12 protein-coding genes, 1 tRNA gene and 1 pseudogene are annotated in these 12,622 nt (G+C 66.4%); 5 read left to right on the top strand and 9 right to left on the bottom strand.

Annotated features, from left to right (window positions below):
- A pseudogene (locus ACRDU5_RS18770) lies at window positions 1-1,786 on the bottom strand (DNA polymerase); the annotation flags it as partial.
- A 121-nt stretch (window positions 1,787-1,907) separates the two neighbouring features.
- Here ACRDU5_RS18770 and ACRDU5_RS18765 point away from each other — a divergent pair.
- The 3 genes from ACRDU5_RS18765 to ACRDU5_RS18755 are packed head-to-tail and all read left to right on the top strand — an operon-like array spanning window position 1,908 to window position 3,901.
- Entirely contained in the window at window positions 1,908-2,348 is a 441-nt protein-coding gene (locus ACRDU5_RS18765) for a Zn-ribbon domain-containing OB-fold protein (protein WP_526616233.1), read from the top strand.
- The gene (locus ACRDU5_RS18760; RefSeq protein ID WP_526616232.1) at window positions 2,345-3,574 is read left to right on the top strand and encodes a lipid-transfer protein; all 1,230 of its coding nucleotides are present in this window, start codon (window positions 2,345-2,347) and stop codon (window positions 3,572-3,574) included. Before ACRDU5_RS18765 ends, ACRDU5_RS18760 begins: the two co-directional genes overlap by 4 nt.
- Window positions 3,575-3,583: 9 nt before the next feature.
- A complete protein-coding gene (locus tag ACRDU5_RS18755) occupies window positions 3,584-3,901 on the top strand; it encodes a hypothetical protein (RefSeq protein ID WP_526616230.1) in 318 nt (105 codons plus the stop codon).
- Window positions 3,902-3,981: 80 nt separating this feature from the next.
- Here the strand turns inward: ACRDU5_RS18755 and ACRDU5_RS18750 are convergent, their stop codons facing one another.
- The 6 genes from ACRDU5_RS18750 to ACRDU5_RS18725 form a co-directional block, all read right to left on the bottom strand.
- Window positions 3,982-4,728 (bottom strand): ABC transporter ATP-binding protein, encoded by a 747-nt coding sequence (locus ACRDU5_RS18750; protein ID WP_526616229.1) that lies wholly within the window; start codon window positions 4,726-4,728, stop codon window positions 3,982-3,984.
- Entirely contained in the window at window positions 4,712-5,539 is an 828-nt protein-coding gene (locus ACRDU5_RS18745; RefSeq protein WP_526616228.1) for an ABC transporter ATP-binding protein, read from the bottom strand. The genes ACRDU5_RS18750 and ACRDU5_RS18745 overlap by 17 nt, the downstream gene beginning before the upstream one ends.
- Complete coding sequence (locus ACRDU5_RS18740) at window positions 5,536-6,711, bottom strand: branched-chain amino acid ABC transporter permease (protein WP_526616227.1); 1,176 nt, start codon at window positions 6,709-6,711, stop codon at window positions 5,536-5,538. Before ACRDU5_RS18740 ends, ACRDU5_RS18745 begins: the two co-directional genes overlap by 4 nt.
- Window positions 6,708-7,745: a branched-chain amino acid ABC transporter permease gene (locus ACRDU5_RS18735; protein ID WP_526616226.1), complete on the bottom strand. Its 1,038-nt coding sequence runs from the start codon at window positions 7,743-7,745 to the stop codon at window positions 6,708-6,710. The genes ACRDU5_RS18740 and ACRDU5_RS18735 overlap by 4 nt, the downstream gene beginning before the upstream one ends.
- Before the next feature lie 84 nt (window positions 7,746-7,829).
- Window positions 7,830-9,041 (bottom strand): branched-chain amino acid ABC transporter substrate-binding protein, encoded by a 1,212-nt coding sequence (locus ACRDU5_RS18730; RefSeq protein WP_526616225.1) that lies wholly within the window; start codon window positions 9,039-9,041, stop codon window positions 7,830-7,832.
- Between the two features lie 86 nt (window positions 9,042-9,127).
- Window positions 9,128-9,748 carry a two-component system response regulator PdtaR gene (locus tag ACRDU5_RS18725; RefSeq protein WP_526616223.1) on the bottom strand — a complete coding sequence of 207 codons (621 nt, stop codon included), beginning with the start codon at window positions 9,746-9,748 and terminating at the stop codon, window positions 9,128-9,130.
- A gap of 58 nt (window positions 9,749-9,806) precedes the next feature.
- Here ACRDU5_RS18725 and ACRDU5_RS18720 point away from each other — a divergent pair.
- A tRNA-Leu gene (locus ACRDU5_RS18720) sits at window positions 9,807-9,880 on the top strand.
- A gap of 10 nt (window positions 9,881-9,890) precedes the next feature.
- Here ACRDU5_RS18720 and ACRDU5_RS18715 read toward each other — a convergent pair.
- Window positions 9,891-10,562, bottom strand: a complete 672-nt coding sequence (locus ACRDU5_RS18715) for a hypothetical protein (RefSeq protein WP_526616222.1) — start codon at window positions 10,560-10,562, stop codon at window positions 9,891-9,893.
- Window positions 10,563-10,625: 63 nt separating this feature from the next.
- Here ACRDU5_RS18715 and ACRDU5_RS18710 point away from each other — a divergent pair, with 63 nt between their 5' ends.
- Window positions 10,626-11,999 carry an adenylate/guanylate cyclase domain-containing protein gene (locus ACRDU5_RS18710; RefSeq protein WP_526616235.1) on the top strand — a complete coding sequence of 458 codons (1,374 nt, stop codon included), beginning with the start codon at window positions 10,626-10,628 and terminating at the stop codon, window positions 11,997-11,999.
- Here ACRDU5_RS18710 and ACRDU5_RS18705 read toward each other — a convergent pair.
- Window positions 11,977-12,622, bottom strand: a 646-nt coding sequence (locus ACRDU5_RS18705) for an alpha/beta fold hydrolase (RefSeq protein ID WP_526616221.1), incomplete at its 5' end; no start/stop codon positions are given. The genes ACRDU5_RS18710 and ACRDU5_RS18705 overlap by 23 nt on opposite strands.

Raw genomic sequence — 12,622 nt, 5'->3', positions numbered from 1 at the left:
CCATGAGCCGGGTGGCGTCGCGGTGCGCGAGCAGATCCAGCAGGAACGGATGCCCGGTCTTGACTAACAGCTACTGCAGCGCGTCGGCGTCGGAGGTGTAGCCGGTCTAGGTCCGCTTGGTCTTCGGAATCTCCAGCTCGTCGAACAGCACCACCTGCAGCTGTTTGGGTGAGCCGAGGTTGATCTGCTTGCCGATCACCCCGTAGGCGGCCTCCGCGGCGTCACGGATCTGGTTGGCGAACTCGCTCTGCAGCTCGCCGAGCTGGCCCAGGTCGACGGCGATGCCGGCGGTCTCCATCTCGGCGAGCACCCGCTGCACCGGCAGCTCCATGTTGCCGAGCAGCGCCGAGGAATCGATGCCGGCCAGCGCCTCGTCGAGCGCATCCGCCAGATCCATCACGGCGCTGGCCCGCAGGGTCACCGTCTGCACCGCCTGCTCGTCCACGCCGTCGGTGTCGTCGAGCAGCGAAAGCTGTTGCTGCTCAGGGTTATCCGCACGGAGCTCGCGCTTCAGATACCGCAACGACAGGTCGTCGAGCGCGAAGCTGCGCTGGCCGGGCCGGACGAGATAGGCGGCCAGCGCGGTGTCCGACGTGACACCGGCCAGTTTCCAGCCGCGGCCTTCCAGATCGTGCATGGCGAGCTTCGCCTCATGCAGCGCCTTCGGTGAACCGGCGTCGGACAGCCAGGACGCAAGCGCGGTCTCGTCGTCGGAATGCAGGTTGGCCGTGTCGATGTAGCGCCCGTCGCCGTCTGCCGCGACGATCGCCAGCGCGGTGGCGTCGGCGTCGTACGCCAGGTGGGTGCCGACCACCGCCAGACCGAACCTGTTGCCCTGGCTGTGCTCGGCCAGCCAGCCGGCAAGTTCGCCCGGCTCAAGCGCCTCGCCGCGCACGTCGAAGCCCTGATCGACTTCGGGATCCGCCGAGGCCAGCGTCTCGAAAAGCCGGTCGCGCAACACCCGGAACTCCAGGTCGTCGAACAGCCGGTGGATCTGGTCGCGATCCCACGACTGCATGCGCAGCGTGTCGGGCGTCTGCGCCAGCGGCACGTCCTTGACGAGATCGGTCAGCTCGCGGTTCAGCACGACGTGCGACAGGTTGGCCCGTAGCGCGTCGCCGACCTTGCCGCGCACCGAGTCGACATTGTCCACCAGCGCCTGCAGCGAGCCGTATTCGACGATCCATTTGGACGCGGTCTTCTCCCCCACGCCCGGGATGCCGGGCAGGTTGTCGCTGGGATCGCCGCGCAGCGCCGCGAAGTCGGGATACTGCCGCGGAGTCAGCCCGTACTTCTCCACGACCGCGTCCGGCGTGAACCGGGTCAGCTCGCTGACACCCTTGCGTGGGTAGAGCACCGTGACGTCGTCGCTGACCAACTGCAGCGAGTCGCGGTCACCGGTGACCACCAGCACCCGGTAACCCGCCTCTTCCGCCTGGGTGGCCAGCGTGGCGATCACGTCGTCGGCTTCGAATCCCGCCTCGGCCAGCACGGTGATGCCCAGCGCGCCGAGCACTTCCTTGGTGATGTCGATCTGGCCGCGGAACTCGTCGGGCGTGGCAGACCGGCCGGCCTTGTACTCCGGGTACTTCTCCGATCGGAAGGTCTGCCGCGACACGTCGAATGCGGCGCCGATGTGCGTCGGCGATTCGTCGCGCAGCAGATTGATCAGCATCGCGGTAAACCCGTAGACCGCGTTGGTGGTCAGGCCGCCCTGCGTCTTGAAGTTCTCGGCCGGCAGCGCGTAGAACGCCCGGAACGCCAGCGAATTGCCGTCCAGCAGCATCAATGTCGGCTTCTCGGCCGTCGCGCTTGCGGTCACGGCCCTACTCTATGCACCGCCCCTGACACGGAGGTGAAACTGGAACACGTTTCAGTTTCGCGGCAGGAATCGGTACGCTGACCGCGTGTCAGCTGCATCCACACAACCGGCGATCGACGGGTGGTTTGCCACCGACGAGTCCGGGTCGCCGTATCTGATCGGTGGCAAGTGCCATCAGTGCGGCACCTACGTCTTTCCGCCGCGTGCTACCAACTGCCCCAACCCCGCGTGTGACGGCGACGAGCTGGCACAGGTGCCGCTCTCGCGACGCGGCACACTGTGGAGTTATACCGAGAACCGGTACCCGCCGCCACGGCCGTACCCGGCTCCGGATCCGTTCGAGCCGTTCGCGATTGCCGCGGTGGAGTTGGCCGATGAGGGTCTGATCGTGTTGGGCAAGGTCGTCGAGGGCACGCTGGCCGCCGACCTGAAGGTCGGCATCGAGATGGAGCTGACCACCATGCCGTTGTTCGTCGACGACGACGGCGTCGAGCGCATCGTGCACGCCTGGAGGATCGCCGAATGAGTCCCGGAGCCGCACCGGCGGCGACATCCAGCCCAAGCCCGCTGTACATCCTCGGCGCCGGCATGCACCCGTGGGGCAAATGGGGTCGCGACTTCACCGAGTACGGCGTCGTTGCTGCCCGTGCCGCGCTCGCGGAGGCAGGCCTGGACTGGCCGCAGATTCAGTTGGTGGCCGGCGCGGATACCATCCGCAACGGCTATCCGGGCTTCATCGCCGGGTCGACGTTCGCGCAGAAGCTGGGCTGGAACGGCGTGCCGGTCAGCTCCAGTTACGCGGCGTGCGCCAGCGGTTCGCAGGCGCTGCAGAGCGCCCGCGCCCAGATCCTGGCCGGTTTCTGCGATGTCGCCCTGGTGATCGGTGCCGACACCACGCCAAAGGGCGCTTTCGCCCCCGTCGGCGGCGAGCGCAAGAACGATCCCGATTGGCAGCGCTTCCACCTGATCGGCGCGATGAACCCGGTGTACTTCGCGCTGCTGGCCCGCAGGCGGATGGACCTCTATGGGGCCACCTCGGCGGACTTCGCCGAGGTCAAGGTCAAAAACGCCAGACACGGCCTGCAGAACCCGAATGCCCGCTACCGCAAGGAGAGCTCGATCGAAGACGTGCTGGCCAGCCCGGTGGTCGCCGACCCATTGCGGCAGCTGGACATCTGCGCGACGTCCGACGGCGCGGCAGCGTTGGTCGTGGCGAGCAAGGGGTTCGCCGAGAAGCACCTCGGCTCGCTCGACGGTGTGCCGTCGGTGCGTGCCGTCAGCACGGTGACACCGCAGTATCCACAGCATCTGCCCGAATTGCCCGACATTGCAACGGATTCCACCGCGGTGGTGGCCGCACCGGAGCGGGTGTTCAAAGACCAGATCCTCGACGTCGCCTATGCCGAAGCCGGCATCGGGCCCGAAGACCTCAGCGTCGCCGAGGTCTACGACCTCTCGACTGCCCTGGAACTGGACTGGTACGAGCACCTCGGGTTGTGCCCCAAGGGCGAGGCCGAGGCGCTGCTGCGCAGCGGCGCCACCACCATCGGCGGACGGATCCCGGTGAATCCGTCCGGCGGGCTGGCCTGCTTCGGCGAAGCCATTCCGGCGCAGGCCATCGCGCAGGTTTGCGAGCTGAACTGGCAGCTGCGCGGGCAGGCGGTCGGCCGCCAGGTCGAGGGCGCGACCGTCGGTGTCACCGCCAACCAGGGCCTGTTCGGTCACGGCTCCTCGGTGATCGTCGCGCGCTAGCCTCGGGTCATGACGATCCCCGAGGATTGGGCGCCGGAGGCCTGCACACTTCCGACCGCGGAGCGCCCCGTGCGGGTAGCGGAATTCGACGAGTTCTTCGCCGAGGTCCTGCGGTTCGAACGGCCGCGGCCGACGCGACTGGAACTCGTGATACCAGCGGAAGCCGAGGCCACCGCTCGCGATCTGGCTGACCGTGAGAGCCAATGCTGCTCGTTTTTCACGTTCGGCTTCGAACCGGCCGGCGACGACGTGGTGATGCACATCGGCGTGCCGCCCACTCAGATCGCGGTGCTCGACGCGATCGAGGCGCGCGTCGCGCTGACCTAAGCATGAGCGTGCACAAAGTTGGGGATTTCAGCGGTGTGTCGCCTGCAGACACGCACGCTCGCGGGAAGGGGTGAGGAGCGTTACGCGACGCCGAGGTAGGCGGCGCGAATGCTGTCGTCTTCCAACAACTCTCGCGCATTGCCGGTTCGGGTGATCTCGCCCGTCTCCAGGATGTAAGCCCGGTCCGAGCGGGTCAGGGCCTGCTGCGCGTTCTGCTCGACGAGCAGCACGGTGGTGCCCTGTGAATTGATCTCGGCAATGATCATGAAGATCTGCGAGATCACCATGGGCGCCAAGCCCATCGACGGCTCGTCAAGCAATAGCACCCGCGGCCGGGCCATCAGCGCCCGGCCGATCGCCAGCATCTGCTGCTCACCGCCGGACAGCGTGCCACCGACCTGGTGGCGTCGCTCGGCCAGCCGCGGGAAGGTGTCCAGCACCCAGTCCAGTCGCTCTTTGTGCTCGGCCTTCGACGCGAATTTGCGTCCGTAACAACCCATTTCCAGGTTCTCGATGACGGTCATGCCGGGGAACACACCGCGGCCTTCCGGCGCCTGTACCAAGCCGTCGATCACCCGGCGGTGCGCCTTCACCCGGGTGATGTCTTTTCCTTCGAACCACACCGATCCCGACGTCAAAGGCCGCAGGCCCGAAATTGCGCGCATGATGGTGGTCTTGCCGGCGCCGTTGGAGCCCAGCAGTGTCACCAGCTCGCCCTGTCGCACCACCAGCGAAACCCCGTGCAGGGCCTGAATCCGGCCGTAGTGCACCACGATGTCGCGGGCCTCCAGCAGGACGGGGCGTTCGTCGTCAGGAGGATTCGTCATCGGGCACTCCCAGGTAGGCGGCGATGACCTTGGGGTCTTCGCGAATTTCGGCGGGTAGGCCGTCGGCGATCTTGCGGCCGAACTCCAAAACGACGATCCGGTCGGTGACCCCCATCACCAGGCGCATGTCGTGGTCGATGAGCAGCACGGTGTAGCCATCGTCGCGGATCTTGCGGATCAGGTCGATGAGCGCGGCCTTCTCGCGGGGATTGAACCCGGCGGCCGGTTCGTCGAGGCACAACAGCTTGGGCTCGGTGGCCAGGGCACGCGCGATCTCCAGACGGCGCTGGTCCCCGTACGGCAGGTTCTTCGCCTTCTCTTCGCCCCGATGGGCGATGCCGACGAAATGCAAGAGCGCAGCCGCCCGTTCGATCGCCGAACGTTCCTCCCGCCGGTGCCGCGGACTGCGAACGAGCGCGCCCGGGACCGACGTCTTGTGCCGCGCATCCGTGGCGACCACGACGTTTTCCAGCGCGGTCATCTCACCCCACAGCCGGATGTTCTGGAAGGTGCGCGCGATACCCCGACGAGTGATCTGATGACGCTTGATCCGGCCGAGTGGGGCACCGTCGAAGATCACCGTGCCCGAGCTGGGCCGATACACCCCGGTTATGGCGTTGAAGCAGGTCGTCTTGCCGGCGCCGTTGGGTCCGATCATCCCGAGGATCTCCCCACGGCGAATGTCGAACGTCACCGAATCCAGCGCGACCAGCCCACCGAACCTGACGGTCAAATCCTTTGTCTCCAAGAGTGTCTCACCCTCAGCGGCGTGGATCTCCCGGTGAACTCCGGCCAGTTCTTCGATGCTCATGCGGTCGCCTTGCTCTGATCGGTACGGCGCAACAGATCGCGTGCAACCTTGCCGTATGCGAGCAACTGTTGCCGAGCCGGGAACAACCCCTGCGGCCTGAAGATCATCAGCACCACCAGCGCCACGCCGAAGAACAGGTACTTCAGGTCGCCCAGGTTGATGCCGAGGAAGTGCACTCCGAGCAGACGGTTCGGCAGATAGACGATGACGAACGCCCCGAAGATCACGCCCAGCTTGTTGCCCTGCCCGCCGAGCACCACCGCACACAGGAACAGCATCGAGTTGACGATGTTGAAGGTCGGCGGTGCCACGTACTGCACCTGGCCGGCGTACAGCGCGCCGGAAAGCCCGCCGACAGCTGCGCCGATGACGAATGCCCACAGCTTGAACCGAAAGGCATTGACGCCCATGACTTCCGCGGCGTCCTCGTCTTCCCGGATGGCAATCCAGGCGCGGCCGACCCGGCTGCGTTCCAGGTTGCCGACGAGCAGCAGAACGACCGCGATCAGGATCAGGCCCAGCCAGAACCACCAGGTACCGTAGTTCGCGTCACCTGCCGAGTTACCGCTGGAGAAGACGCCACCGGGCAGCTGCTCACTCTCGCCGACGTGGGGGTAGGAGACGCCGGTGAGCCCACGGGGGCCTCTGGTGATGTCGGACAGGTTGTCGGCCAGCAGCCGGATGATCTCGCCGAACCCGAGCGTGACGATCGCCAGATAGTCACCGCGCAGTCGTAGCGTGGGCGTGCCGAGAATGAGCCCGCTCAACGCGGTGATGGCCATCGCAATCGGCACACAGGACAGCCATGCCCAGTCGGTGCTGAAGAAGCCGGTGGGGCCGAGCTTGTTCCACGGGCTGTCCGGGCTGGTGAGCAACGCGACGGTATAGGCGCCGACCGCGTAGAAGCCGACGTAGCCCAGGTCGAGCAGGCCGGCCTGGCCGACGACGACGTTGAGGCCGATGGCGATGATCGCGACCATGGCGAACTGCGCCATGGTCCCGCCGAAGCTGATTCCCGGCGTGTCCAGGAACGGTGGGGTGTACAGCGGAAGCAAAGCCACCGCGCCGAAACCGAGCACCCCGAAGCCCCACTTCTGTACCCGGGACAAGCCATCCCACCACCGCCGCATGGCGTCGCCGGGCGCCAGCAGTCGGTTGGTCCAGCGGCTCATATCCGTGCCCTCCCGAGGCTTTCACCGAGTATCCCGGTCGGCCGGAACAGCAGTACCAGAACGAGGAGGACGAAGGCGATCACGTCGCGCCACTGGGTGCCGAAGACCGTTTGGCCGTATATCTCTATTACTCCCAGCAGGAGGCCGCCCAGCAGTGCGCCGCGTAGATTGCCGATGCCGCCCAGCACGGCCGCGGTGAACGCCTTGATGCCCAGCAGGAAGCCTCCCGAGTAGATGATGCCCTGCGGCACCTTGAGCGTGTAGAGCAGTGCCGCGGCGCCAGCGAGCAGACCCCCTATCAGGAATGTCGTCACGATGACCCGTTCCTTCGACACACCCATCAGCGTCGCGGTGTCCGGGTCCTGGGCCACCGCCCGGATGCCGCGCCCGAACTTCGTGCGATTGATCGCCAGATCGGTCATCAGCGCGAAGCTCAGTGCTGCCACGACGATGATCACGGTGATGTTCGATACAACGGCGCCGAAGACAGTGAACTGAGTTTCGGGCTGCACCAGTCTGATCGGCTGCTGCGCGTTCGAGCCGCCGTACCCGTCGAGGATCTTCGGCAGGATGAAATGCACGAACTCCTGCAACACGAACGACATGCCGATCGCGGTGATCAGAAACGACAACCGTTCGGCGTTGCGTTTTCGCAGCGGCCGATAGGCAATGAACTCCAGCCCCATGGCGGTCGTACCGGACACTGCCATCGCGAACAGCATCGCGATGCCGAGATACAGCACGGTCAGTCCGATGCCCAACTCGTAAGTGTTGCCGCTGGGCGTGAAACCCAAGATGATGTCGAGGCAGAAGTACGTGCCGAACATGCCGAGCATGAAGACCTCGGAGTGGGCAAAGTTGATCAACTTCAGCACGCCGTACACCAGCGTGTAGCCGACCGCGACCAATGCGTAGATCGCGCCCCACGCCAGACCGTCGATCGTCAACTGCCAGAAGCTGTCTCGCAGCCCTTCCAGATTGAAGCTGATGTTGGCGGCCAGGCAGGCGTACTGGTCGACGCACTTCTGGGTCATCCGGTGGAGGGCTCCTCGCGCAAGCCGTTATTCACGAGAACGCGTCCGAGCCTTGCGGTCTCGGACGCGTCTCGCCCGTCGGGCCTACTGAACCTTGTAGATCCAGATCAGCGTGTTGGTCAACTCGCCGGTGGGGGTCCACTGGTAGTTGCGGGCGACGCCCGGGCCGTTGTAGTTGCGCACGTACTCCAGCAGCGCCGGCCGAGTGATGGCGCCGGAGTCGATGCCCTTCACCAGAATGGTGGCCAGGTCATACGCCTCGGTGCTGTAAGTGCCCGGCTCCAGGTTGAACTTCTGGGTGTATTCCTCGGCGAACTCGCCGGTGGCCGGCCCGCACGGGCATGTGATCACCGCGTCTTTGGACGACTCGCCGGCCTGCTTGACGTACTCGGGATCCTTGGCACCGTCGCCGGTGATGAAAGTCCCGGTGAAGCCGCCGTCCTTGAGCTGTTGCGTCAGCGGTGCCGCCTCGGCGTAGTAGCCGGCAAAGAAGACCGCATCGGGATTGGCGCCGTTGATCTGGGTCACCGCCGCGGAGAAGTCCTTGTCGCCCTTCTTCACCGAGATGTTGCAACCCGAATCGGCGACCGGCCCGAGGGTTCCCCGAATGGCCTGCGCCAGCCCGAGGCCGTAGTCGGTGCTGTCGTCGACCACGCAGATTTTGTCGTAGCCGAGCGTGTTTTTCATGTAGTTCGCGACCGCCGGGCCCTGTACGCCGTCGTTGCCAAGGCCGCGGAAGAAGGTCCGCCACCCGTTCTCCGACAAGGTGACGTTGGTGGCCGACGCGGTCGTCGCGACCAGGCCGGCCTGGTTGAATATGTTGCCGGTCGCGTTGGTTTCGCCGGAAAACGCGGGCCCGATCAGGCCGATGGTGAACGCGTCGTCGACGATCTGCGGCGCGATCTGGGTGGCCTTCTGCGGGTCACCCTCGGTGTCGAACGTCTTGAGCTGCACCTGGCAACCCGGGTTGGCCGCGTTGTGCTTGTCGATGGCCAGCTGCGCCCCGTTCTTGATGTTGATGCCCAGCGCGGCGTCCGGGCCGGTGAGCGCGGCGGCCATCGCGATGGACACCGGCGGGCACTGCGCCTGGCCGTTCCCCGCAGGATCGGCGGCTGCAGCCGCTTCGGGAGGCGGGACCTCCGCCCCGTTCGCGTCGATCTGCGCCTGTTCGACGATCTTCAGGTCGGTCTGCGCCGCGTCCTCACTCGGCTCTGATTGCTGGCAGCCGGCCATGCCGAACACCACCAGTCCTGCGCTACCTAGTGCAACTGCACTCCGTGCCACGCGACCGCGCACGTTTCACCTCCGGGTCAATGTTTTCGTCGGCGTATCCGCTAGAACATAGCCAACGCACGGCCCCGGTGCGCGCTTTCCGGTTATTGCTAGCTCGATGGCGAGGCGTCTTTTGGCGTGTCGAGGGTCTCCAGCACGACCTCGGCAACCCGCTTCATCGTCGTCCGGCGGTCCATGGCCGCACGCTGGATCCACTTGAACGCCTCCGGCTCGGTCATCTGGTGCTTGTTCTGGAGCAAGCCCTTCGCGCGCTCGACGAGCTTGCGGGTCTCCAGCCGGTCCGACAGCGTCGCGACTTCTTGTTCCAGGGCGGTGATCTCGCTGAACCGGCTGACCGCCAGTTCTATCGCCGGCATCAGGTCGGTGATGGAGAAGGGCTTGACGAGATAGGCCATGGCGCCGGCATCGCGGGCCCGCTCGACGAGTTCGCGTTGGCTGAAGGCGGTGAGCACCACGATCGGGGCAATGCGCTTGCTGGCGATCTCGGACGCCGCGTCGATGCCGTCGCGACGCGGCATCTTGACGTCCATGATCACCAGGTCGGGCGTGAGGCTCTCGGCCAGCTCGACGGCCTCCTGCCCGTCACCGGCTTCACCGACGACCTCATAGCCTTCCTCGCGCAACATCTCGGCCAGATCGAGCCGGATGAGCGCTTCGTCCTCGGCGACGAGTACTCGGCGTGGCTTGGCGGCGTCGGTCATGGCTGCCATTCTGGCGGTCGCAGGCCCAGTCAGCGACCTCGGGGCATCCTCTATGGTGGGAGGCCCCGCCCTCGTATCCCAACTGGCAGAGGAAACGGACTCAAAACCCGTACAGTGTGGGTTCGAATCCCACCGAGGGCACCGGTTTCCGTCACTGCAGGAAGCGCGTGGCCACCGGCCTCGGCAGCACGGCCGCCTGCGCGTTGCGCGCCTGCCGGTAGCCCACCACTCCGCCGGCGGCGGCAAAAGCCATCAGGCCGGCGACGCCCGGCGCGGCGATGAGCACAAGGTCACTGACGGTCGCCGCCCTGAGGTACTCGGGATAGCCGACCCGGAACGAATCAGGCATCGGGCTTGGGCCGACTGAAGCGGGGGGCGCGAGTGGATTGTTCGCGCGGGGCTCTCGGGTCACCGGTATCGGTGAGGAGGGCGGCTGCGGCCTGCCCGCCGGCGGGACGACGACGGGTGCGGGCGGCGGCACAATCGCCGGGGGCACGATCACCGGCGCCGCGGGAGCGGCGGGAGCGGGTTGGGCCGGAGCCCGAGGAACCATTGGGGCGCGGGGGGCAATCGGCGCCGTCGGCGCCATTGGCGCCCCTAGAGCCGCAGGCACCGCACGCTCCGCGGGAGCTGCGGGAGCCTTCCGGATCACGACGCTGCGCGTCATCGGCTCGGTGGAAACTTCGGGCAGGTCCGGTTCCCGGGCAGCGGGGCGCGATTTCTTGTTGTTGTCGTCGTCGCCCAAGACCAAGATGTCGGGACCGACGCCGAGCAGATCTGCAGAGGCCACGGCGGTGCCGACGAAACCGGGCCCGGCGACCATCGCACCACAGGCAATTGCGCAACTAATCGCCGCGTTACGTATCCCCAACCCGTTCACGCTTGGATTGTTGCATTCTCTGCGGGCTCAGTCACGTGCTCAGCAAACTGCGGCCAGGCTGGCCGACCCCAAAGTAAGCTTGCTGCCATGCGCAGGCAGCGATCGGTCTGCATGCCCGAGCTGGCCCTCAAGAACCCGGTGCCGGCCCGCACTCAGCACTATGCCGAGAGCGTGGCCCGCCGTTTCCGGGTCCTGACCACCACTACCCAAATCAGTGCGGTGGTGAGCGGCTTCTTCGGCATCATGCAGATCCTCACCGCGCGGGACGTGCTGTGGATCGGCCTGCTCAATCTGGTCGCAGCCGTAATCTTCCTGCTGATTCCGCTGCTCTACCGGTTCGGCGAGTTGGTCGCGCCGATGACCTTCATGCTGGTGGCGTACGTGTACCTCACAGCCGTCTGCGCGCACGTGGGCACCGGCACCGGAATGCAGTTCTACTACCTGGTGGCGGCGACGGTGATGATGCTGGTGTTCGGTATCGAGCACATCGTCCTCTCGTCCATCCTCGCCGCGACCGGCGCGGCCACCGTCATCGCACTCGAGTTCCTGGTTCCGAACGACACCGGCGTACAGCCGGAGTGGTCCTTCACGTTCGGGTTCATCGTGTCGACGATCTCCGCCTGGGTACTGGTGGTGGCGACGGTGTGGTCCGCGTTGCGGGAGACCGCCCGCGCGGAGGAGGCGATGGAGGCCGAGTACCAGCGGTCCGAGTCGCTGCTCGCCAACATCCTGCCCACGTCCATCGCGCGGCGGCTCAAGGATCCGGCGCGCAACATCATCGCCGACAAGTACGACGACGCCTCGATCCTGTTCGCCGACATCGCCGGATACACGAAGCGGGCGGCCGACACGACGCCCACCGACCTGGTCCGTTTCCTGGACACGCTCTACACCGATCTGGACGCCCTCGTCGACCGGCACGGGCTGGAGAAGATCAAGACCAGTGGCGACTCGTACATGGTGGTCAGCGGGGTGCCACAGCCTCGGCCGGACCACGTCGAAGCGCTCGCCCACCTCGCCCTGGACATGGCCGACGCCGTCATTGACCTGAAGGATCCGCAGGGCCGGGCGGTGCCACTGCGCATCGGCCTGGCGGCGGGGCCGGTGGTGGCCGGGGTGGTCGGTTCGCGCAAGTTCTTCTACGACGTCTGGGGCGATGCGGTCAACGTCGCGTCGCGGATGGAGTCCACCGACGTCGAGGGTCGGATTCAGGTGCCGCAGTCGGTCTATGAGCGGCTGAAGCACGACTATGTGCTTGAGGAGCGCGGCGACGTCGACGTCAAGGGCAAGGGCCTCATGCATACCTGGTATCTGGTCGGCCGGCGCAACGGCGACACACCCGAGGACGCCGACGCCGTCACGCAGGGCGCGGCCAGTTAGCGACGTGCGCACGGTCCAGTAGATCCAGTAGCGCCGCGGTCACCTCGGCGGGGCGCTCCTCCATGATGTAGTGGTCGCCGCCGCGCAGCCGGGTCAACGTCGCGTGCGGAATGTGTTCGGCCAGCTCAAGGGCCGTCTCGAACGGGATGTAGTGGTCTCGGTCGCCCCAGATGACCGCGGTTGGGCAGTCGATCCGCCCGAGACTCTCGGCCAGGCCGGGCACCGCAGGGACGTGGTAGTGCGCGAAGAAGTCGACGAATGCGCGCCGGCCCTGCGGGGTGTCCATCCAGCCGAGGTACTCGCCTTCCTGTGCCGTGTCGAAGCAGCCGAGCGCCCGGTAGCGGCGCAATGCGTAGTGGTGCATCCGTCGCAGCGGCAGCCGCCGCGCCACCGCCGGAGCGTGCGTCGCGACCCACTGCTGACCGATGGAGAACCGGTAGAACCAGGGCCGAAAGATGTTGTGCGCCCGGGTGTTCAGCAGCGCAAGCCGAAGCACGCGTTCGGGGTGGCGGCGCAGGTAGCCCAGCGCGAGGAACCCGCCGTAGTCGTGCGCGACCAGGTTGAACCGGTCCAGCCCAAACGACGTCGCGAACTGCTCGATGTGTTCGACCTCGGCGTCATAG

It is taken from the genome of Mycobacterium sp. (genome assembly GCF_050701515.1).
Classification (GTDB): domain Bacteria; phylum Actinomycetota; class Actinomycetes; order Mycobacteriales; family Mycobacteriaceae; genus Mycobacterium.
The sequence above is the reverse complement of the archived record's forward strand: the minus strand, read 5'-3'. Positions and strand labels throughout refer to the sequence as shown.